The 21,060-nt window shown below is 66.4% G+C and carries 17 protein-coding genes and 1 pseudogene; 10 read left to right on the top strand and 8 right to left on the bottom strand.

The window, feature by feature from the left end:
• Both K309_RS0121705 and K309_RS0121700 read left to right on the top strand, forming a co-directional pair.
• Positions 1 to 548, top strand: a 548-nt coding sequence (locus K309_RS0121705; protein WP_029048381.1) for an aldehyde dehydrogenase family protein, incomplete at its 5' end; no start/stop codon positions are given.
• Positions 549 to 550: 2 nt separating this feature from the next.
• Positions 551 to 1,381, top strand: a complete 831-nt coding sequence (locus K309_RS0121700) for a shikimate dehydrogenase family protein (RefSeq protein ID WP_029048380.1) — start codon at positions 551 to 553, stop codon at positions 1,379 to 1,381.
• Between the two features lie 26 nt (positions 1,382 to 1,407).
• On the opposite strand, the gene K309_RS0121695 is transcribed toward K309_RS0121700, so the two are convergent.
• Complete coding sequence (locus K309_RS0121695; RefSeq protein WP_029048379.1) at positions 1,408 to 3,237, bottom strand: DEAD/DEAH box helicase; 1,830 nt, start codon at positions 3,235 to 3,237, stop codon at positions 1,408 to 1,410.
• Positions 3,238 to 3,583: 346 nt separating this feature from the next.
• Here K309_RS0121695 and K309_RS0121690 point away from each other — a divergent pair, with 346 nt between their 5' ends.
• Both K309_RS0121690 and K309_RS0121685 read left to right on the top strand, forming a co-directional pair.
• On the top strand, positions 3,584 to 4,516 hold the full coding sequence (locus tag K309_RS0121690) for a sensor histidine kinase (protein WP_029048378.1): 933 nt from the start codon (positions 3,584 to 3,586) through the stop codon (positions 4,514 to 4,516).
• On the top strand, positions 4,513 to 5,277 hold the full coding sequence (locus K309_RS0121685) for a LytR/AlgR family response regulator transcription factor (protein WP_029048377.1): 765 nt from the start codon (positions 4,513 to 4,515) through the stop codon (positions 5,275 to 5,277). Before K309_RS0121690 ends, K309_RS0121685 begins: the two co-directional genes overlap by 4 nt.
• A gap of 35 nt (positions 5,278 to 5,312) precedes the next feature.
• Here K309_RS0121685 and K309_RS0121680 read toward each other — a convergent pair whose 3' ends face one another.
• From K309_RS0121680 to manD, 4 genes and pseudogenes are all read right to left on the bottom strand, one after another.
• Positions 5,313 to 5,633 carry a 2TM domain-containing protein gene (locus K309_RS0121680; protein ID WP_029048376.1) on the bottom strand — a complete coding sequence of 107 codons (321 nt, stop codon included), beginning with the start codon at positions 5,631 to 5,633 and terminating at the stop codon, positions 5,313 to 5,315.
• Positions 5,634 to 5,834: 201 nt separating this feature from the next.
• Positions 5,835 to 6,026, bottom strand: a pseudogene (locus tag K309_RS0121675) (PfkB family carbohydrate kinase); the annotation flags it as partial.
• 1 nt (position 6,027) lies between these two features.
• On the bottom strand, positions 6,028 to 7,062 hold the full coding sequence (locus K309_RS0121670; RefSeq protein WP_029048374.1) for a Zn-dependent oxidoreductase: 1,035 nt from the start codon (positions 7,060 to 7,062) through the stop codon (positions 6,028 to 6,030).
• Positions 7,063 to 7,127: 65 nt separating this feature from the next.
• Positions 7,128 to 8,336, bottom strand: a complete 1,209-nt coding sequence (manD, locus tag K309_RS0121665; protein WP_029048373.1) for a D-mannonate dehydratase ManD — start codon at positions 8,334 to 8,336, stop codon at positions 7,128 to 7,130.
• A 232-nt stretch (positions 8,337 to 8,568) separates the two neighbouring features.
• Here manD and K309_RS0121660 point away from each other — a divergent pair, with 232 nt between their 5' ends.
• The 4 genes from K309_RS0121660 (at position 8,569) to K309_RS0121635 (ending at position 14,427) form a co-directional block, all read left to right on the top strand.
• Positions 8,569 to 10,032, top strand: coding sequence for a mannitol dehydrogenase family protein (locus K309_RS0121660; protein WP_035878074.1), 1,464 nt, complete (start codon positions 8,569 to 8,571; stop codon positions 10,030 to 10,032).
• 22 nt (positions 10,033 to 10,054) lie between these two features.
• A complete protein-coding gene (locus tag K309_RS0121655) occupies positions 10,055 to 11,074 on the top strand; it encodes a TRAP transporter substrate-binding protein (RefSeq protein ID WP_029048371.1) in 1,020 nt (339 codons plus the stop codon).
• A 21-nt stretch (positions 11,075 to 11,095) separates the two neighbouring features.
• Positions 11,096 to 12,982: a TRAP transporter large permease gene (locus tag K309_RS0121650; RefSeq protein ID WP_029048370.1), complete on the top strand. Its 1,887-nt coding sequence runs from the start codon at positions 11,096 to 11,098 to the stop codon at positions 12,980 to 12,982.
• Between the two features lie 1,064 nt (positions 12,983 to 14,046).
• Positions 14,047 to 14,427, top strand: coding sequence for a cupin domain-containing protein (locus tag K309_RS0121635; protein ID WP_035878082.1), 381 nt, complete (start codon positions 14,047 to 14,049; stop codon positions 14,425 to 14,427).
• Here K309_RS0121635 and K309_RS37020 read toward each other — a convergent pair.
• Complete coding sequence (locus K309_RS37020) at positions 14,393 to 14,941, bottom strand: M48 metallopeptidase family protein (RefSeq protein WP_035878080.1); 549 nt, start codon at positions 14,939 to 14,941, stop codon at positions 14,393 to 14,395. The two genes, K309_RS0121635 and K309_RS37020, sit on opposite strands and share 35 nt — an antisense overlap.
• A 59-nt stretch (positions 14,942 to 15,000) precedes the next feature.
• Entirely contained in the window at positions 15,001 to 15,225 is a 225-nt protein-coding gene (locus K309_RS0121625; protein WP_029048367.1) for a hypothetical protein, read from the bottom strand.
• Between the two features lie 138 nt (positions 15,226 to 15,363).
• Here K309_RS0121625 and ettA point away from each other — a divergent pair, with 138 nt between their 5' ends.
• On the top strand, positions 15,364 to 17,031 hold the full coding sequence (ettA, locus tag K309_RS0121620; protein WP_029048366.1) for an energy-dependent translational throttle protein EttA: 1,668 nt from the start codon (positions 15,364 to 15,366) through the stop codon (positions 17,029 to 17,031).
• 86 nt (positions 17,032 to 17,117) lie between these two features.
• Here the strand turns inward: ettA and K309_RS0121615 are convergent, their stop codons facing one another.
• The gene (locus K309_RS0121615) at positions 17,118 to 18,269 is read right to left on the bottom strand and encodes a metallophosphoesterase (RefSeq protein ID WP_029048365.1); all 1,152 of its coding nucleotides are present in this window, start codon (positions 18,267 to 18,269) and stop codon (positions 17,118 to 17,120) included.
• A gap of 258 nt (positions 18,270 to 18,527) precedes the next feature.
• On the opposite strand from K309_RS0121615, the gene K309_RS0121610 reads away from it, so the two are divergent.
• On the top strand, positions 18,528 to 20,912 hold the full coding sequence (locus tag K309_RS0121610) for a carbohydrate-binding protein (protein WP_029048364.1): 2,385 nt from the start codon (positions 18,528 to 18,530) through the stop codon (positions 20,910 to 20,912).
• The last annotated feature ends 148 nt before the right edge of the window (positions 20,913 to 21,060 follow it).

Raw genomic sequence — 21,060 nt, 5'->3', positions numbered from 1 at the left:
ATGACGCCTTTGCGCAGAAGCTGGTGGCCGCGGTGGCGGCGCTCAAGGTCGGCAACGGCATGGACGACGGCGTGCGCATCGGCCCGCTGATCGACGACAAGGCCGTGGCCAAGGTGGAGGAGCATATCGCCGACGCGCTCGGCAAGGGCGCGCGCGTGCTGCACGGCGGCCAGCGCCACGCGCTCGGCCATTCGTTCTTCCAGCCGACCGTGCTGGCCGATGTCGCGCCCGGCATGCAGGTCGCGCGCGAGGAAACCTTCGGGCCGCTGGCGCCGCTGTTCCGCTTCGACACCGAGGACGAGGTCGTGGCGATGGCTAACGATACCGAGTTCGGCCTGGCCAGCTACTTCTATGCGCGCGACCTGGGCCGCGTCTGGCGCGTGTCCGAACGGCTGGAGTACGGCATGGTGGGCGTCAATACCGGGCTGATCTCGAACGAGGTGGCGCCGTTCGGCGGCGTCAAGCAGTCGGGCGTCGGCCGCGAGGGTTCGCACTACGGCATCGAGGATTACCTGGTGATCAAGTACACCTGCATAGCGGGGATCTGAGCATGCATATCGATGGCAATACCCAGCTGGTTGGCATCATCGCCGACCCGATCGCCCAGGTGCGCACGCCGCAGCTGTTCAATGCCTCGGTGTCGCGCCAGGGCCTGAACGCGGTATGCGTGCCGTTCCATGTTGCGCCCCAGCAGTTGCGCGCGCTGCTCGACAGCCTCCCGGGGATGAAGAACCTGGCCGGCATGGTCGTGACCGTGCCGCACAAGGAAGCGGTCGTGGCGGCGTGCGCCGAGCTGACGGAGACTGCCCGCCTGGTCGGATCGGTCAACGCGCTGCGCTATGACCGCGACCGGTGCATCTGGGTCGGCGGTAACTTCGACGGCGATGGCTTCGTCGCCGGCCTGCGCGAGCGCGGCCACGCGCTGGCCGGCAAGCGTGTCCTGCAGGTCGGCGCTGGCGGCGCCGGCAAGGCCATGGCCTGCGCCATCGCGCGGGAGCGGCCCGCCGAACTGGTGATCCACAACCGCTCCACGGAGAAGGCGACGCAACTGGTGGAGCGCTTGCGCGCCGCGCTGCCCGACGTGGCGATCCGCGCCGGTGGCGACGACCCGGCCGGCTTCGACGTGGTGGTCAACGCCACCTCGCTCGGCCTGCGCGATGACGATGCGCTGCCGTTGCCGGCAGAACGCCTGGCGCCCGGCACGCTGGTCTGCGAAGCTGTCGTGCGGGATCCGGAAACCGCGCTGCTGGCCGCGGCGCGCGCGCGAGGCTGCAACATCCATCACGGGCAGTGGATGCTGTATGGACAGATCGTGGAGATCGCGCGCTTTCTTGGCGTGCCGCTGGAGGCCGAATTCGTAGAGCGGACGTTAGGGCCGTAAGGCCCTTCGGCGCGGACAGGCGCAGGCTACTGCTGCGCCGCCACGGCTTCCTTCAGCTTTCCGGCAAAGCGCGAGCCATCCCGGAAGGTCATGACCAGCTGACGGGTTGCCCGCGTCATGGCCACATACAACAGCCGTGCCTCTTCCTCATCCGTCTCATCGTGCTTGTGCGGCATGCCGGTGGCCGGGATGCAGACCAGCGGAAACTCCAGCCCTTTGCTGCTGTGCAGCGTGACCACCTTGACGCTGTCCGCTCCGGGCGTGAAGCGTTTGCTGATCTGCGGACATTCGAAGGGCACGCCTTTGCGTGTCAGCGCGCTGGTGACGTGCCCGGCGGTGTCCCAATGCCGGTACAGCACCGCCATGTCTGTCCACGGCGTTCCCGCACGGTTTTCGTCGACCAGGATCTGGGCGATCCGGTCGGCCTCTGCCTGTGCGGTCGGCAGCTCGATCAGCAATGGCTTGCCGCCGCGGCGGCCGGCGCCGATCGGTTGCACCGTTGGCGCCTCGTCTTCGGCAGCATCCCGGGGCCGCAGCAGTTCCTCTGCAAAGGCGCGGGCCACCGACAGGATCTCCTGGGTATTCCGATAGTTCAGTTTCAGCACCGTCGTCCGGCCGCGCGCCTGGATGCCCACGCTGGCGAAGTTCATCCGCTGCTTCTTGACGCCGCCATAGATGGACTGGGCGTCGTCATAGAGCACTAGCAGCGAATTGCTCTCCGGGTTGACCATCTGCACCACCAGTTTGAACCACTCCGGACGGAAATCGTGGCCTTCGTCGATCAGCACAGCGTCGTACTGGCCTGCCGGGATCGCCTTCCGGTCCACGCCGTGGATGACGCGATTCACCATGTCTTCGAACAGCGCATCGCTGGGGCGGCCCTTCGGGCGTTCGATGTTGTAGGCGTCCAGCTGCCGCGCGCACCACGCATGGAAGTTGTGAACGTGGACCTTCTCTTCGATGCCCTTCTCGATCATTGTCGCGGCCAGCTTGGCCGCGAGGGTCTTGTTGTAGCAAAGCACCAGGACCGGCCGTGTGACGATTTTTGCCAGATGCTCGGCGCGGTAGCCGAGGATCATCGTCTTGCCCGAACCCGCAACGCCGTGGATGACCCGGTGGCCCTCGCCGAGACTGCGTGCCAGCTGCTCCTGCTGGAGATCCATGACGCGCAGGATGTCCGGCATCTCCAGCGGCTCGGGTGCCTGTTCGGGGAACAGCGAGCGTTGCTCCGGCATGCGGATCTGCGGAAACAGGTGCCAGCGAATGCGGTCGATCTGTGGCAAGGAGAGCTTGAAGGTGAACTTGACCGGGAACATCTCCCACAGGCGCTGCTGGAACTGTTCGGCGTCGCCTTCCTTGTGCATCTCGTCCTGGCAGATCACCAGGTGTGGCGGCAGCACCTCGCCAAGATTGGTCTTGTCAAACTGGGCGCGCGAGATATTGGACAGGACGACGCCGCAGCCATAAGGAAAGAACGGCTTGCCCTTCAGTGATCCGGTCGGCCAGACCAGTTGCGGGTCGCGTTGCAGCAGATCGGTGACATAGAACATGTAGTTCCGGGCTTGCTGGAGGGGGCTCATCTCGCGCACCAGCCCGCGATCCGTCAGCAGGGTGACGTCGCGCTGATCGATTTCCCGGATCGTATCCAGCCGCCAGTCCTTGACCTCCAGCACCAGCAATCCCCGGCTGGGGTGAAAGACGATGAAATCGGGATGTCTGGTCTTTTCGCCGATGGCGACGTCATACCAGCAGAGGTAGTCGTCTTCCAGCTTTGCCTCCAGACGCTCGGCGAAGCGTCTTTCTCCACTGGTCATGCGCGAAGTGACCGAACCCAGCGCGGGAATCAGCGTGGCCATGCCTTATTGCTCTTATTGCCCGTTCAGGAACTGCGCTGACCTCCCTTGCTGTCGCGGACCCGGTGCGACGGCGGTCAGGCAGGGTTATTTTTCGGTCATTGTATGCACAAAGCGGTAACGGTGGGTATTTCGATAGATTTGGCGTTTTGCTGGTGGATGGCCGATCGTCCTCATGCGTGGCCGAGGAGCAACGCATCGCGCCGGCAGGCGGGCCTGCCACATCGGCGCCAACGGCGCCGCGCATTCGGTAATTGGCGCCGCAAATCTGTCGGTTGCCGTCACCCCGATATCTCCTCTCGAATCACGGTGGTAATCTCTCCGCATCTCCGCGCCAGCCACTCCGCCCGTGCATCCCTCCGACTCCCGCATCTGGCGATCCGCCCCCGAGCAGCGCGCCCATGAAGACGCCCGCCGCCGCGTCCGTGCGCTGCGTTTCTTCTATCTGCACGCAATGGTCTACGTGGTGGTCAATGGACTGATGATCGTTTTTCATCTGGTTGGATCGCCGCATCGTCCCTGGTCCGGCGCACCGCTTATCGGTTGGGGTATCGGTCTGGCAATGCACGGCGTCATGACCTGGGCCCGGGTCGGCCTGCTTGGCCGCGAGTGGGAAGAGCGCAAGATCGCGGAGTACATGGCGCGCGAGCAAGTGCGCACGCTGTCGACCGAGAAGCAGCTGGTCGAGGCGCGGATGAAATTGCTGCAGGCCCAGATCGAGCCGCATTTCCTGTTCAATACGCTCGCCAACGTGGTCAGCCTGATCGAGCCGGCGCCGCAGAAGGCAACCCTGATGCTGGAGCATTTCATTGCCTACCTGCGTGCCTCGCTGGCGGCGAGCCGCGCCACGCAAGGCACGGTGGCGCAGGAGGAGAAGCTGCTGCGCGATTACCTGGCCCTGATACGCATCCGGATGGGAGACCGGCTGCATTACTCGATCCATGTCGATCCCGAGCTGGAACCGATGCCGCTGGCACCGATGCTGTTGCAGCCAGTGGTCGAGAATGCGATCAAGCATGGCCTGGAGCCGAAGATCGAGGGCGGGCGGCTGCTGGTCAGGCTGGAGCGGCAGGGCGCCCGAATGCTCGCCACCATCGAGGACGATGGCATGGGCTTTCGCCCGACGGCGGGCGCGGGCGTGGGCCTTGCCAACCTGCGCGAACGGCTGGCCGTGCTGTATGACGGCGATGCGCATGTGCGGATCGAAGAGCGCTCGCCCGGCACTGCGGTGCTGATCGATATTCCCATGTCGCAGCCTATCCGAACCGGAGATGCCCAATGACGCTGACCGCATTGATCGCCGACGACGAAGAGCACCTGCGCGCCCATCTGCGCGGCAAGCTGGAGCGCCTGTGGCCGGAACTGCGGATCGTCGCCGAGGCCACCAACGGCATAGAGGCGGCCGAGCTCATTGCGCGGCTGTCGCCCAGCGTTGCTTTCCTCGATATCAAGATGCCGGGGCTGTCAGGACTGGAAGTGGCGCAGGGCATTGAATCCGATACCCGGCTGGTGTTCGTTACCGCCTATGACGAATTCGCGCTGGATGCCTTCGAACGCGCCGCGGTGGACTATCTGGTCAAGCCAGTCAGCGACGAGCGGCTTGGCCGGACCATCGAGCGCTTGCGCAAGGCACTGCAGGACGCCGCGCCATTGCCTGAACTGGCGCAACTGCTGAGCCAGCTGACGCGCGCGCAGCCGGCGCGTCCCGAGAACCCCGGCCTGCTGCGCTGGGTCCGTGCCAGCCGTGGCAATACCACCAGCCACGTGCCGATCCAGGACGTGATGTATTTCCAAAGCGATGACAAGTACGTGGTCGTCCATACCCGCGAGGGCGAGCACCTGATCCGCACGCCGTTGGCGGAGTTGATCGCCGGCCTCGATCCCGAGGTGTTCTGGCAGATCCATCGCTCGTCCATCGTCAATATGGAATACGTGGCCGGCACGCGCCGCGATGAATCCGGGCGGCTGTTTGTGCGGATGCGGAATAGCGAGACGGAGTTGCCGGTGTCGCGCGCCTATATGCACAAGTTCCGGCAGATGTAGCGCGGCGGCGGCGCATCGGCTGCCGCGCGGGCGCTTCACTGACGATCCATGAACTCCTGGATCTTGCGCTGCTCCCAATCCCGCCCGCGGCGGGACAGCCGCATCCAGACCAGCAACCCGTGCACGCCCAACCCCAGGCCCCAGGCGAGCGTGGTGGTCAGCGGCCACGGCCAGCCGGTCGTAGCGTAGTGTGACCACGACGGGCTGCCGAAGTAGAAGAAGCGGAACCACAGCCAGGCATTGACCACGACATAGACCAGCAGGTGGATGTACCAGCCGCGCAACGCACGGACCATCCGGCGGGCACGCCAGTAGGCCATGGCGTTCGGGTCGTTGGGCGGGTAGGGTTGGTGCATTTCGTGGCGCATCGGATACCTCGGCATGGAGTTCGTTGTCATGCGTAAGGTATATGCGACCGGAAAGGGCAGTGCCATGGTCATGGGCTGAATCGACGGATATCGGTTGCAAATGGCGGACACGGTGGCGCGAATGCCATCGCGCACATTTTCTGCGCAAGGCCGGCGGACATCTCGCCGGCCTTACCCGCGCATTACCAACATTCGGCTGAAATCGTCATTGCCGAGGCGCGTGACATAGGCGCACCGGGCACCCTGGCGCGCGGCCGCGATCACGGCATTGGAGGTGTCGCCGCCAAATCCCTGCAGGTAGCTGCGGCTGCCGTCGCGGCCCGTCTGGTTAAATTCCACCATGGCCTCGCCAAGGGCGACGATATCGAAGACTGGCGGCATATCAGGCAGGCTCGCCAAAGTCGAGCAGTATCTTGCAGCTCGCGCGCGGATGGTGTTCCGCAAGGTCCAGGGCATCGGCGACATTGTGGAAATCGATCCGGTGCGTGACGATGCAGCCGGGATCCACCAGCCCCTGGGAGATCCAGTCGATCACGGTGGGAAACATGGCGCAGTTCAGGCGCGAGGCATAGAGCGTGAGTTCCTTCCGGGTCAGCTCCAGTTGCGGAACGGCCGATGGCGTCGCGGAAAAGCCCAGGATGCCGATGCGTCCTGCCGGGGCGGCAATGCGCACGGCTTCTTCCAGGATCGATGGGTGGCAGACCGCGTCGTAGATCAGTGTCGGGCCCTCTGCCAGGCCGCGTTTTGCAAGGGCCTGATCGATGGCTTCATTTGAGGTGTTGATGATTTCCTCCGCGTCCGCGCCGCAGCGGCGGGCCAGCGCCAGGCGTTCGTCGAGGTGGTCGGTGATCAGAACCCGTATTCCGTAGACGTGCTTGAGTAAATGCAGCAGGTTCAAACCGATAGGACCGGCGCCGTAGATCAACGCGATGTCTTCGCGCAGCACGCCGGTGCGGTGGGTAATGTTCGCCGCGACGGCGAAGGGCTCGATCACTGCCGCGCTCGTCGCGGCCAGGCCAGCCGGCACCGCGTAGGCATTGCACGCCGGCACGCAGGTGTATTCGCTGAAGCCGCCATCGCGGTGCACGCCGATTACCTGCATGCGGCTGCAGACGTTGTGCCGGCCGATGCGGCAGGCGTGGCATTGGCCACAACTGATGACCGGATCCACCACCACGCGTTCGCCGATGCGCTGCGCGCTGATGCCCGCGCCGACGGCGTCGATATAACCCATGAACTCATGGCCGATAACGCGGGGATACGCTGCGAACGGATTCTTGCCGCGGAAGATATGCAGGTCGGAGCCGCAGATGCCCGCATAGCGCACGCGCAGGCGGACCTCACCGGGGGCGGGGGTGGGGATGGGCCTTGTGCCAAAGGACAGGCTGTGGGGTTGGTTGACGACGATGCTCAACATGTTGGGTGCTGGTGGCATGAGGGACGGCATTGTGTGGAAGCGAGCGTCATCTATCGTTTGCCGGGCTACCAGTTCCACATCGCGCCATCGCGCAGCCTTGCCACGGGCAGGTAAGCACGCTCATAGGGGTATCGGGCGGCCAGCGCTTCGTCGAGGTCGACGCCAAGCCCAGGCACCTCGTCCATGACCAGATGGCCGTCCTCAAACCGATAGTTGTGTGGGAACACTTCGCCGGTCAGGGCGTTGTGCGGCATCAGTTCCTGGATGCCGAAGTTCGGCGCCCACAGCCCGAAGTTGACCGCCGCCGCCATGCACACCGGCGACAGGTCGGTGGCGCCATGGAACCCCGTGCGCACCTGGTACATCGCGGCGAAGTCCGCAATGCGCCGCACATGCGTGATGCCGCCGGCATGGACGATGGTGGTGCGGATAAAGTCGATCAACTGGTTGCCGATGAGGTCTTTGCAATCCCAGATGGAATTGAAGACTTCGCCTACCGCCAGCGGCGTGGTGGTGTGCTGGCGGATCAGGCGGAAGGCGTCCTGGTTTTCGGCGGGCGTGGCGTCTTCCAGCCAGAACAGGCTGAACGGCTCGAGTGCCTTGCCCAGGCGGGCCGCTTCGATCGGCGTCAGCCGGTGGTGCGCATCATGCAGCAGGTGTGGCCCGAAGCCGATGGCATCGCGCACCTTGCGGAACAGTTCCGGCGTGTGGCGCAGATAGAGGGCGGTGTCCCACGGCTCTTCCGGCGGGAGCCCCTTCTCTGCGGGTTCATAGTGGCCGGGTTGCTTGCCCACGCCATACACCTTTGACAGCCCCGGCACGCCGGACTGCACACGGATCGCCTTGAAGCCCTCCGCGATATGCCGGTGGACGGCATCGACGGCTTCCTCATGGTCGCGGCCGTTGGCATGCCCGTAGACCATCAGCCCTTGCCGGCTCTTGCCGCCCAGCAGCTGGTACACCGGCATGTTCGCCAGCTTGCCCAGGATATCCCACAGCGCCATGTCGATCGCGGCGATCGCGGTCATCGTGACGGGCCCGCGCCGCCAGTAGGCGCCGCGGTACAGGTATTGCCAGATGTCTTCGATGCAGCGCGGGTCGCGGCCGATCAGGCAGGGGATGACATGCGCGTCGAGGTAGGCGCTGACCGCCAGCTCGCGGCCGTTGAGCGTGGCGTCGCCAAGTCCGTGGACGCCCTGGTCGGTCATCACCTTGACCGTGACGAAGTTGCGCCCTGGGCAGGTGACGATGGTTTGTATCCGTTCGATCTTCAAGGCGTGCTCCGGCGATGCATGGGGCTGGCGGCATGGGGAAGGATGCGAAGCAGGTTACATCGCGAAGGCGGGAGCGAATACGAGCGGACTCTGCAGCGGGAAAGCGCATTTGCTGCACGTATCTGGCGAAGCGGCTGCACGTCCGCCGCATTTCACAATGGTACGTTCAGGCATCGTCCATAGCATGGGTTCCACGCACGATGCCGCAACACGAACGATCGAAGGTCTGGGCATGAGGCTGGCGCAGCGTACGCTTTGCAGCGCCGATGCCGGTGTGCGCCTGCCCGGCTACGACCGCAGCCGCCTGTCGCGCGGCGTGGTGCATATCGGGCTTGGCGCCTTCCATCGCGCGCACCAGGCGCTGTACACCGAGGCGGCGATCCGCGACGGCGACACGCGCTGGGGCGTCGTCGGCGTCAGCCTGCGGGAGCCGCGCATGGCGCGTGCGCTGACCGCGCAGGATTGCCTGTACGCGGTCATCGAGCGGCAGGGTGCGGAAGCCGCGGGGCGCATCGTGGGCGCCCTGGTGCAGGCCCTGTATGCGCCGCATGCGCCGGAGCAGGTGATCGGTGCCATCGCCGATCCCGCAGTGTCGGTCGTCACGTGCACAGTCACGGAGAAGGGCTACAGCCGGCACCCGTCGACCTCCGACCTCGACACCAGCGATCCGGATATCCGGCACGACCTGGCCCGTCCCGATGCGCCGCGAAGCACGATCGGCGTGCTGGCGGCAGGCCTGCGCCGCCGGCCATCCGGCGCGCCGCTGAGCATCGTGTGCTGCGACAACATGGCCGACAACGGCGACACGCTGCGCAAGCTGCTGACGCAGTACGCGTCGCAGGTCGATCCGGCACTGGCCCGGCGCATCCACGATGAGGTGGCGCTGCCGAACGCCATGGTCGACCGCATCGTGCCGGCCGCGACCCCGGCGTCGCTGACCTGGGCGCAGCAGCGGCTTGGCCTGCGCGATGAGGCCGCCATCGTCTGCGAGCCGTTCACGCAGTGGGTGATCGAGGACCGCTTCGCCGGGCCGCGGCCTGCATGGGAAGCCGGCGGCGCGCTGATGACGGGGGATGTCCGGCCATTCCAGGCCATGAAGCTGCGCTTGTTGAACGGCACGCATTCGGCGATCGCCTATGCCGCCCAGTTGTGCGGCATCGGGACCGTGGCCGGGGCGTTGGCCGATCCCGTCCTCGGCGCCTTCGCGCGCGGGGTGATGGCGGACCTCGATGCGACCGTGGCCGCGCCGCCGGGCTACGACGTCAGCCGTTACGGCAAGGCGTTGCTGGGCCGCTTTCGCAATGCCGCCATCGCGCATCACACCGCGCAGATCGCGATGGATGGCACGCAGAAGATCCCGGTGCGCTGGCTGCCGGCCTTGCGCGAAAGCCTGGCTGCCGGCATCGAGCGGCCCTGGCTGGAGCGCGCGCTGGCGGTGTGGCTGCACTACCTGCGCTGCAACGGCAATGCGCGTGGCGAGCCGCTTGCCATCCAGGACCCCGGCGCGCCGCCGCTCACCGCAGCGCTGTGCGGCACGGACAGCCATGCGGAAGCCGTGCGCCGGGTCCTGGCGCATGGCGCCGTATTTGGCCACCTGCCGTGGCCGCAGCCATTCCAGCGCAGGCTCGCCGGGCACCTGGCGCTGCTGCGCGAGTGTGGCGCGGTCGCACTGCTGTCCTTCCGAGCCACCACCTAAAAAAACAGGAGACAACGACATCATGGCCAATCTGTTCACCCGCCGGCAATTCGGCACGCTCGCTGCCGGCAGCCTGGCACTGGCATGGCCGGGGCGCAAGGTGTTCGCCCAGAACGCGATGATCAAACTGAAGTACGGCACGGCCTTTCCCGCCGACCATCCGGGCTCGGTGCGCATCAGGGAGGCCGCCGAGGCCATCCGCCAGGACACCGGCGGCAAGGTGGACCTGCAGGTCTATCCCAACAGCCAGCTCGGCAGCGAGCCAGACATGGTCTCGCAGGTGCTGGCCGGCGCCATCGACTTCATGTCCACGGCCAGCACCAACCTGCAGACACGCGTGCCGGCCGCCAGCATCAACGGTGTTGCCTTTGCCTTCAGAGACTACGCCACGGTGTGGGCCGCGATGGACGGCGGACTGGGCACCTATGTCCGCGGCGCGCTGGCCAGGGTGAACCTGCATGTGTTCGAGAAGTGCCTCGACAACGGCTATCGCAACATCACGTCCGCCACCCACCCCGTGAACACGCCAGCGGACCTGAAGGGGTTCAAGATCCGTGTGCCGGCGATACCGCTGTGGGTCTCGATGTTCAAGATGCTGGGCGCGGCCCCGACAGTCATCCCGTTCGCCGATCTGTATTCGGCCCTGCAGACGCATGTGGTGGACGGCCAGGAGACCCCGCTGTCGCTGATCCGCAGCGGCAAGCTCTATGAAGTGCAGAAGTTCTGCTCGATGACCGCGCATACCTGGGACGGCCACTTCATCTTCGGCAACGCCCGGAAATTCCAGGCGCTGCCGCGCGAGGTGCAAGCGTCGCTCTCGGCCCGCTTCAAGGCCGCGGCACTGAAGCAGCGCGAGGACATCGCCCGGCTCGACGTCGAAGCACAGGCGGAGATGGCCAGGCTCGGCATCACATTCAACCGCCCCGATCCGGCGCCGTTCCGCAACCTGCTGCGGGACGCGGGCTTCTACGCGGCATGGCGGAAGAAGTTCGGCGATGAGGCATGGGAGATGCTGGAAAAGTACACCGGGCCGCTGGCCTGAGGCAGGCGCCAACAAGCCGACATGCAAGAGGAGATCGTGATGGAGCACACCGCCGAGACCCTGGCCCCGCCCGCCAGTGCAGTCCCAACCGCCAGCGCGAGCTGGGGCCGCATCCTGGCCTGCGTGGTCGAAATCCCGGCCGCGCTGATCGTCGTGGCCGAAACCCTGATCCTCGGCGGCGGCGCGTTCGCGCGCTATGCCCTGCATGCGCCGCTGCCGTGGACGGAGGAGCTTGCCGGCATCCTGTTCCTGTGGCTGGCGATGCTCGGCGCCATCATTGCGCTGCAGCGCAGCGCGCATATGCAGCTCACCACCTTCGTCAAGCACCTGACGCCGCGGCGGCGCGCGTGGCTGGACGCCTGCGGCATGTGGCTGGTAGTGGTGTTCCTGGTGCTGCTGGTTCGGCCGGCGTGGGAACACCTGGTCGAGCACGTTGACGTGCTGACGCCGACCCTGGAAGTCAGCGAGGCGTGGCGTGCAGCCGCGGTGTTTGCCGGTACCGTGCTGATGCTCGTGACCGCCGTGATCCGCCTGCTGGAGCGCGCCAGCCGTAAGCAGGTGGCCGTCAGTGGCCTGCTGGTCGGTCTCGGCGCCGGCTTGCTGTGGCTGCTCTCGCCGGTGCTGATGGGGTTGGGCAACGCCAACCTGGTGATCTTCTTCCTGCTGATGCTGGTGGGCTGCGTTGCCATCGGCGTGCCCATTGCCTTCGCCTTCGGGCTCTCCACGCTCTGCTACCTGGCCCTGTCCACGGCCACACCGCTGTCGATCATCCCGAACCGCATGCAGGAGGGCATGTCGCACCTGATCCTGCTGGCGGTGCCGCTGTTCATCTTCCTGGGCGGGCTGATCGAGATGACCGGCCTGGCGCGCGCGATGATCCGGTTCCTGGCCGGCCTCATCGGCCACGTGCGCGGCGGACTGCAATATGTGCTGCTTGGCGCGATGTATCTCGTTTCTGGCATCTCCGGGGCGAAGGCGGCCGATATGGCGGCAGTCGCGCCGGCGCTGTTCCCCGAGATGAAGCAGCGTGGCGCGAAGGATGGCGACCTGATCGGCCTGCTGTCGGCGTCCGGCGCGATGTCCGAGACGATCCCGCCCAGCATCGTGCTGATCACGGTTGGGTCGGTGACGGGCGTGTCGATCACCGCGCTGTTCATCGGCGGGTTGATGCCGGCGCTGGTTGGCCTGGCGATGATGGCGCTGGTGATCTGGTGGCAGACGCGCAAGGAAGACATGCGGGGCATGGGGCGGCCATCGGGCCGCGAACTGCTGAAACTGCTGGCAGTGGCCCTGCCGGCGCTGGCGCTGCCGGTCATCATCCGCACGGCGGTGGTGGAGGGCGTGGCCACGGCCACCGAGGTGTCGACCATCGGCATCTTCTACACGGTGCTGGCCGGCGTGCTGGTGTACCGGCAATTCGACTGCCGGCGCGTCTATCCGATCCTGCTCGATACGGCGGCCTTGTCCGGGGCGATCCTGCTGATCGTGGGCTGCGCCACCACCATGGCGTGGGCGCTGACACAGTCGGGGTTCGCGCAGGACCTGGTCGGCATCCTGTCCGGTGTGCCGGGCGGCAAGACCGGGTTCCTGCTGGTGTCGGCGCTGGCTTTCGTGATCCTGGGCAGCCTGCTGGAGGGCATCCCGGCCATCGTGCTGTTCGGGCCGCTGCTGTTCCCGATCGCCAAGCTGGTTGGCGTGCATGAGGTGCACTACGCCATGGTGGTGATCTTCGCCATGGGGCTGGGCCTGTTCGCGCCGCCGTTCGGGGTGGGCTTCTATGCGGCGTGCGCGATCGGACGGGTATCGCCCGACGTGGCCATGCCGCGCGTGTGGCCGCATATGGCGGCGCTGTGCATTGCGCTATTGCTGTTGACGCTGGTGCCGTGGTTCTCGATCGGGTTCCTGTAAGTTCGCGGGGGCGGGGGGCTTGCCAGTGCGGCTGGCAAGCCTTCAGCGGCCGCCGCCGTCAGGCGGCAAGCTCTTCCGCCAATATGCCTTCCAGCTGCGCCTTCAAAAGTCGAAGCAGGCAATGCGCGCCGAAGCGGCCTTCCGATGTGTCGCACAGCTGGTCCAGCATGCCGAGGACGCCTTCAATGCCCGCCGCCAAGGATTCAAGATTTAGCCGTGCCGCTGTGAATAGCGTGTTTCCCAACATATGACCTCCGATCGTTGGATGAAGGCCTACCGCGCGACGTGAGGGGAGGGCGGCGGGCCTGACGACGAGGGTGGAAGAACCGGTGCATTTCCAAGCCGGCCAGCCTTGCGGCTGCCTCGTGTCGGCCCGCCATGGAGCAAGCGCGTACGCGAATCGGCGGCGCCGAAGACGCCGCCGAGCAGAAATGCAGTCGGGCTTCCACGCCCGGTCACCGTTGTGCGATGACCGTGTCAGTTTCGCGTTTTGCCGCTCGCCCTTCGATAGGACAGTTCGCATTTCGGACGGCGCATGGTGCAGTAGCGCGGCCCATCAGGAAATGGCCGATCAGCTAATCCACGAGCTTCGCCAGCGCTTCCCGCGCCTCCCGTCGCAGTTTTTCCACATCCAGCCCGACGACCGCGCCATCGCGCACCACCTGCCGCCCGCGCACCAGCACGTCGCGCACCGGCGCCGGCTCGCCGGCAGCGACGGGTCAGCTACGCGAAGGGCGTCGCTGCATAGGGTCACTCCCCTTGCAAGGCCCCCGATAAAGCAGATGGCTCCCGAAAGCGACCGGCCCGGTCGAGCAGGCATTGGCCGGCTGATGCTGATGCATGGCATTGATGCGGGGCGAGTTCGAGGCCGGGCTTCCGCTGCCTTGAGCGCCTGCGATCCGGCAATACGCCGGGTTTCCTAACGCGGCTGCGGTTGCGGCCGCCTGCTTCAAAAGGAGCTCGTCATGAAATGAAGGCTTCTCTCACTCAGCGCGGTGGCCTTGTGCGCCTGCCTGGCCACGCCAGCGCTGGCAGCCCCGAAGGCACCGGACGCCAAGGTGAGCATGGTCACCGCCGACCAGGTCAAATGGTCGGACCTGTCCCTGATCCCGGGGGCGCAGATCGCCGTGCTGGAAGGTGCCATGGACAAGAAGGTGCCGATCACGGCGCGCATCAAGCTGCCGGCCGACGGCAAGGTGCCGGCGCACTGGCATCCAGGCATCGAGCGCGTGACCGTGCTTTCAGGAACCTTCCATTATGGTATTGGCGATAAGCTGGATCCCGAGAAGACTGCGCCGATGGGTCCCGGCAGCCTGATCGTCATGCAGCCCAAAGTGCATCACTTCGGCTGGACCAAGGATGAAACGGTTATCCAGCTCAATGTGATGGGCCCGTGGGCCTTCCACTTCGTCAATCCGGCCGACGATCCGCGCAAGCAGGAGTAATTTCCGATGCGGGGACGGCCTTCGTCCCCGTCTTGGCCAGCTCGCGCCACGCCAGCCACAGGCGCGTGTCGAACTCCAGCTGGTGGTAGCGCGGCTCCATGTGTTCGCAGAGCCGGTAGAAGGCCTTGTTGTGGTCGCTCTCTTTCAGGTGCGAGAGTTCGTGCACGACGATCATGCGCAGGAATTCCGGCGGCGCTTCCTTGAACAGCGAGGCCACGCGGATTTCCTTCTTGGCCTTCAGTTTGCCGCCCTGCACGCGCGAGATCGCGGTGTGCAGGCCCAACGCCTTGCGCGCCGAGTCGAGCGTGGCATCGAAGCCGACCTTGTGCAGCGGCGGCGCGCTGCGCAGGTATTCCTGCTTCAGTTCGGTGGCGTAGTCGTACAGCGCGCGGTCGGTCTGCACGGTGTGGCGGCCGGGATAGCGGCGGACCAGGTGGTCGCCCAGGCGGCCGGCGGCGGCGAGTTCGCGCACCTGGTCGAGCACTTCGGGCGGATAGCCGCCCAGGAAGCGCATCGGGTCCTTGCCGGCGGGGCGCCAGGTTTCGGTCACTGCAGCGGCCTGCCTAGTCGTGGTCAATGGTGGTGGTGATGGTGATGCATCCAGCTGTTGTCCAGCGAATTGACGAAGGACTCGACCGCGTCCTTGTCGCCGGTGGCGTGGCGCATCATTTCGCCGCACTTGCAGAAGCCCTGGTACGGAGTGATGTGCGAGCACGCGGACGTTTTCTGTAGGTACAGCGTGACGGGTTTCGCGCACTTCTTGCACTTGAACTTCAGGGTCAGGGCGGGTCTGCTCATGGCGATGGCTTGAAAAATCAGCGGAAGGTCGAACCTGTCATTGTACCGGCGGGGGCCAAAGCTGGCTGGGGCCGGCCTGAGCGCCCCGGCGTGCCTGATACACTCCCGCCATTCCCGTACCAACCCCAACACGCACCCATGGCACAGTACGTTTTCACCATGAACCGCGTGGGCAAGATCGTTCCGCCCAAGCGTCACATCCTGAAGGACATCTCGCTGTCGTTCTTCCCCGGCGCCAAGATCGGCGTGCTGGGCCTGAACGGCTCGGGCAAGTCCACGCTGCTCAAGATCATGGCCGGCCTCGACAAGGAGATCGAGGGCGAGGCCACGCCGATGCCGAACCTGAACATCGGCTACCTGCCCCAGGAACCGCAGCTCGATCCCGAGCAGACCGTGCGCGAATCGGTGGAAGCAGCACTGGGCGGCGTGTTCGAGGCGCGCAAGAAGCTCGACGAGATTTACGCCGCGTACGCGGAGCCGGACGCCGACTTTGACGCGCTGGCCGCCGACCAGGCCAAGTACGAAGCCATCCTGGCAGCCAGCGACGGCAACAACGTCGAGCTGCAGCTGGAGATCGCCGCCGACGCGCTGCGCCTGCCGCCGTGGGACGCGAAGATCGGACATCTCTCCGGTGGTGAGAAGCGCCGCGTGGCGCTGTGCCGCCTGCTGCTGTCGCGCCCCGACATGCTGCTGCTCGACGAACCGACCAACCACCTGGATGCCGAGTCGGTCGACTGGCTGGAGCAGTTCCTGACGCGCTTCCCCGGCACCGTGGTGGCCGTGACCCACGACCGCTACTTCCTCGACAACGCCGCCGAGTGGATCCTGGAACTGGACCGCGGCCAGGGCATCCCCTGGAAGGGCAACTACAGCTCGTGGCTGGACCAGAAGGAAGCGCGCCTGAAGCAGGAAGAGGCCAGCGAATCGGCGCGCCAGAAGGCGCTGCACAAGGAACTGGAGTGGGTGCGCCAGAACCCCAAGGGCCGCCAGGCCAAGTCCAAGGCGCGTCTGGCCCGCTTTGACGAACTGAACAGCCAGGAATACCAGAAGCGCAACGAAACCCAGGAAATCTTCATCCCGGTGGGTGAGCGCCTGGGTAACGAAGTGATCGAGTTCGACAACGTCAGCAAGGGTTTCGGCGACCGCATGCTGATCGAAAACCTGAGCTTCAAGGTGCCGCCGGGCGCCATTGTCGGCATCATCGGGCCGAACGGCGCCGGCAAGTCGACGTTCTTCAAGATGCTCACGGGCAAGGAACAGCCGGACAGCGGCGAGATCAAGATCGGGCCGACCGTGAAGATGGCCTTTGTCGACCAGAGCCGCGATGCGCTGGACGGCACCAAGACCGTATTCGAGGAGATCTCCGGCGGCGCCGATGTCCTGACGGTAGGCCGGTACGAAACCCCGTCGCGCGCCTATATCGGCCGCTTCAACTTCAAGGGCGGCGACCAGCAGAAGCAGGTCGGCACGCTGTCGGGCGGTGAGCGCGGCCGCCTGCATATGGCCAAGACGCTGATCGCCGGCGGCAACGTGCTGCTGCTGGACGAGCCGTCGAACGACCTCGACGTGGAAACGCTGCGCGCGCTGGAAGATGCGCTACTCGAGTTCGCCGGCTGCGTGATGGTGATCTCGCACGATCGCTGGTTCCTGGACCGGATCGCGACGCACATCCTGGCGTTCGAGGGCGATTCGCATGTCGAGTTCTTCCCGGGCAACTATCAGGAATACGAGGCGGACAAGAAGAAGCGGCTGGGCGAAGAAGGGGCCAAGCCGAAGCGGATCCGGTATAAGCCGATTGCGCGGTGAAGTACTGCTGAGTATGAAAGAGAACCAGGCCGGCGGGCCTGGTTTTTTTATGGCTGGAAGGGGACACGCTATTGGCGCGGCGCGCGCTATTCAGTGGCCCGCACCAGCCTCAACCGGGTGATCTCCGACGGCGCCCCAAAGCGCTTCGGCGGTCCCCAGTACCCCGTCCCCCGGCTCACATAGATCCACATCGCCCCATGCCGCACCAGCCCCGCGGTGTACGGCTGCTGCATCGGCACGAACAGGTTCCAGGGCCAGAACTGCCCGCCATGGGTATGCCCCGACAGTTGCAGGTCGAAGCCTGCCTCGGCCGCAGCTACCGCCGTGCGCGGCTGGTGCGCTAACAGCACCAGCACCCCGGCTTCCGTCGGCGCTCCGGCGATGGCGCGGTGCGGGTCGCTGCGGTGGCTTTCATGGAAGCGGCCGGCGGAGTAGTCGGTCACGCCTGCCAGCACCAGCGGCTGCCCGCCGTGCTGCACTACCACGTGCTCGTTCATCAGCACGCACAGGCCGAGCCGGCGCAGTTCGTCGATCCACGGCTGTGCGCCCGCGTAGTACTCGTGGTTGCCAGTGACGAAGTAGCTGCCATGGCGAGACTGCAGCCGCGCCAGCGGCGCGGTATGGGCGGAAAGTTCGCGAACGGTGCCGTCGACCAGGTCGCCGGTGATGGCCACGGCGTCCGGCTTGAGGCTGTTGACGCGGTCGACGATGCGGTCGAGGTAGGGCCCCTTGATGGTGGGGCCGACGTGGATATCGCTGATCTGCGCGATGGTGAAGCCGTGCAGCGCCTCGGGCAGTCCGGACACCGGCACGTCGACCTCGACCACGCGCGCCACGCGGCGGGCGTTGATATAGCCGGCCAGCGTGACCAGCAGTGCCAGCAGCGGCACGGCGAGGGCGCTGCCCGCAACCAGCCCGGGGGCTTGCCAGCCGAGCAGCTTGCCCACCAGCCAGGCGGCGGCCAGCGCGACGTCGCGCGCCAGGGTCAGCAGCAGCAGGGATGAGAAGAATCCCATTGCCAGCATGCCGATCCAGGAAATCCGGTCCGCCCACGGCTGGCTGAAGCGGCGTGCCAGCAACCCTGCGGGCAGCAGCGCGCAGGACAGGGCGAGCCAGATCACGGCGAGCGTCTTGACCAGCATCGGCACGGGCATCGCCGGCAACAGGCGCAGCCCGATATAGCCGTGCAGCAGTGCCGTGATCAGGGCGGCGGTCAGGATGGTGGTGCGAGGGGGCATAGGGGCGCGGCGAGAGCCAGGGTGGAATCGGGAGATGAGGCCGCTGCGGGTGCGCTTCAAGGGTGGAAGCAGCCGCCGCCGGCCAAGCGAGATGCACACCCGCGCCGCGTGCGGAAGCCTCGCGCCGGCCTGATCTGTCTTTTTTTGCGCCGCCCCTGAATGTTTTCAAATGCGATTGTTCGCCTGTCCGGCCTAATTTAGATTGCCAGCATGGGCCGCTTGCTGTGCAGCATCGTGCCCTCCTTGCCGGAGAAATCCATGTTTTCTTGCCTCAAGCAGACCAGCGTCCTGATTGCGGCGGCATGGCTTGCGCTGGCGCCCATGGCGCCGCAAGCCGCCACGACGCCGCCACAGGCGGCCGCAACGCTGGGCTGGCCGCGCAATTTCGACGCCGCCAACGACCATGTCGAGCTTTACCAGCCGCAGGTCGAGACCTGGGACGGCAACCGGCTGTCGGGGCGGGCCGCCGTGGCGGTGGGGGAGAAGGGTGGCTCGCCCACCTATGGTGTAGTGCATTTCTCGGCCACCGCCGATATCGACAAGCCATCCGGGCTGGTGCAGCTGAGTGCGCTGCGCATCGGGAGCGTGGAAGTCCCCACCAGGCCCGACGCCGCCGAACGGGTACGCCAGGCGCTGGTGTCCCGGCTGCCGGCCAACGGCCTGACCGTGCCGCTGGACCAGTTGCAGGCCAGCTATGCCGTGTCTCAGCAACTGGCCCGCGCCGGCCGTGTGCCGGTCCGCAACGACGCGCCGCAGATCCTGTTTGCGACCACGCCGACACTGCTGGTGCTGGTCGACGGCGACCCGGCCTGGCGCGCCGTCCCGGGCACGCAGTACGAACGCGCCCTCAACAGCCGTGCCCTGTTGCTGCGCGAGTCGGGCGGCGAGCTGTACCTGAAGGCCACCGGCTACTGGTACCGCTCCGAATCCGCGGGCGGAGCATGGGAGGTCATGTCGACCGTGCCGAAGGCGCTGGAAAATGCCGCCACCAAGGCCGCCGCCGGCATGAAGCCTGATGCAATGCTGCCCGCCGGCGGCAAGCGCCCGGCGCGGGCGCCGGAGATCGTTTTCGCCACCCGGCCGACCGAGCTGGTCATTACCAGCGGCGCGCCGCAGATGACGCCGGTCAGCGGCGTGGGCCTGCTGACGGTCTCCAACGCCGATCACGCCATCTTCGTCGACCCGGCCACCAACCAGTATTACGTGCTGGTGTCGGGTCGCTGGTTCCGCGCGCCGATGCTGACCGGGCCGTGGGAATACGTGCCTGGCCGCGAGTTGCCGGCGGATTTCGCCAGGATTCCGGCGACCGACCCGAAGGCCAATGTGCTGGTGTCGGTGCCGGGCACGCCGCAGGCGCGCGAGGCCGAGATTGCTGCCACCATCCCGCAGACCGCCACGGTGTCGCGCAGCAAGGCCAGCCTGAACGTCAGCTACGACGGCGTGCCGCGCTTTACGCCGATCACCGGCACCTCGCTCAGCTATGCGGCGAACACGGGCACGCCGGTGATCGAGGTCGATGCCAGCCACTATTACGCGGTTGCCAACGGCGTCTGGTTCACGGCGCCGGCGCCGTCTGGACCGTGGCGCGTCGCCACCGAGGTGCCGTCCGCCATCTACACCATCCCGCCAACCTCGCCGCTCTACTACGTGACCTATGTACGGATCTACTCGGTCACGCCGGAAGCCGTCGTGGTTGGCTACACCCCCGGGTACATGGGCGTGGTGGTCAGTCCAGATGGCACGGTCGTGTACGGCACCGGCTACGTCTATCCGCCCTACGTCGGAGCGGTCTATTACGGCTACCCGGTTACCTACGGCTACGGCGCAGGCTTTGGCATCGGCATGGCGGAGGGGTTTGCCTTCGGCTTTGCCGCGGGGGCGTTCTGGGGGGCGGCGGCTCCGTACTGGGGACCGTACTGGTGGGGCGGCCCTTATAACTGGAACTACGTCAACGTGAACCAGGCCAACTTCTACGGCCGCTGGGGGCAGGGCACGGTGACGCATGCGCAAGGCTGGAATGCGTGGACCGGCACCGAGTGGCGCGGCAGCGCGGCGTCGGGATTCAACCCGGCCACCGGCGCGCGCTACCAGGGCAGCCGAGGTGCCGCGTTCAACCCGTATTCCGGCAACTACGCCGCCGGTCGCCAGGGCTCGTTCTCCAACCCCTCCACCGGGCGCGAGGGTGCCGCGCGCGGCGGCGTTGCCGGCAATACATATACCGGCGACTACGCAGCCGGGCGCCAGGCGGCCGGCTACAACGCGCAGACCGGCCGCGTGGGCGCGGCCGAGGCCGGCATTGCCGGCAACACGCAGACCGGCGAGCACACCGCCGGCAGCCGCGGCTTCGTTGCCAACCCGGGCAAGGACACCGCCCTGGTGTGGAACAACGGCAATGTCTATGCCGGCCATGATGGCTCGGTCTACCAGCATACCGACAGCGGCTGGCAGAAGCACACGCCCGGCGGCTGGGAGCCGGTGCAGGCCAACAACGAAGTGACCGGCCGGCTGGACCAGCAGCGCCAGGCGCGCGAAGTGGGGCAACAGCGCTTCAGCGGCATGGCGCAGCAGTGGCAGGGCGCGGGCCGGTTTGGCGGCGGGGGATTCCGCGGCGGGGGCCGGTTCCATGGCGGCTTCCGCCGCTGAGGCGGACTGCCGGGCGGGCCGCGACTGTCGAAACGACTAAACACGGGCACAAGAAAGATTGAATTGGCGCGTCCATGGGCGCGCCTTAACCTGCCTGAACAGGCACCGGATCGGGTGGCGGGCGCCACTACGTCTGGCATCGGGGGCA

It is taken from the genome of Cupriavidus phytohabitans, assembly GCF_000426345.1.
Lineage (GTDB): Bacteria > Pseudomonadota > Gammaproteobacteria > Burkholderiales > Burkholderiaceae > Cupriavidus.
Note: the sequence above shows the minus strand (reverse complement) of the source record. Positions and strands in the feature narration are given on the sequence as shown.

Excerpts from the sequence above, each read along its gene's own strand:
- K309_RS0121700 (WP_029048380.1), top strand. The coding sequence starts at position 551 with ATGCATATCGATGGCAATACCCAGCTGGTTGGCATCATCGCCGACCCG.
- K309_RS0121695 (WP_029048379.1), bottom strand. The coding sequence starts at position 3,237 with ATGGCCACGCTGATTCCCGCGCTGGGTTCGGTCACTTCGCGCATGACC.
- K309_RS0121685 (WP_029048377.1), top strand. The coding sequence starts at position 4,513 with ATGACGCTGACCGCATTGATCGCCGACGACGAAGAGCACCTGCGCGCC.
- K309_RS0121680 (WP_029048376.1), bottom strand. The coding sequence starts at position 5,633 with ATGCACCAACCCTACCCGCCCAACGACCCGAACGCCATGGCCTACTGG.
- K309_RS0121670 (WP_029048374.1), bottom strand. The coding sequence starts at position 7,062 with ATGTTGAGCATCGTCGTCAACCAACCCCACAGCCTGTCCTTTGGCACA.
- K309_RS0121660 (WP_035878074.1), top strand. The coding sequence starts at position 8,569 with ATGAGGCTGGCGCAGCGTACGCTTTGCAGCGCCGATGCCGGTGTGCGC.
- K309_RS0121655 (WP_029048371.1), top strand. The coding sequence starts at position 10,055 with ATGGCCAATCTGTTCACCCGCCGGCAATTCGGCACGCTCGCTGCCGGC.
- K309_RS0121650 (WP_029048370.1), top strand. The coding sequence starts at position 11,096 with ATGCAAGAGGAGATCGTGATGGAGCACACCGCCGAGACCCTGGCCCCG.
- K309_RS0121635 (WP_035878082.1), top strand. The coding sequence starts at position 14,047 with ATGGTCACCGCCGACCAGGTCAAATGGTCGGACCTGTCCCTGATCCCG.
- K309_RS37020 (WP_035878080.1), bottom strand. The coding sequence starts at position 14,941 with ATGCGCTTCCTGGGCGGCTATCCGCCCGAAGTGCTCGACCAGGTGCGC.
- K309_RS0121625 (WP_029048367.1), bottom strand. The coding sequence starts at position 15,225 with ATGAGCAGACCCGCCCTGACCCTGAAGTTCAAGTGCAAGAAGTGCGCG.
- ettA (WP_029048366.1), top strand. The coding sequence starts at position 15,364 with ATGGCACAGTACGTTTTCACCATGAACCGCGTGGGCAAGATCGTTCCG.
- K309_RS0121615 (WP_029048365.1), bottom strand. The coding sequence starts at position 18,269 with ATGCCCCCTCGCACCACCATCCTGACCGCCGCCCTGATCACGGCACTG.
- K309_RS0121610 (WP_029048364.1), top strand. The coding sequence starts at position 18,528 with ATGTTTTCTTGCCTCAAGCAGACCAGCGTCCTGATTGCGGCGGCATGG.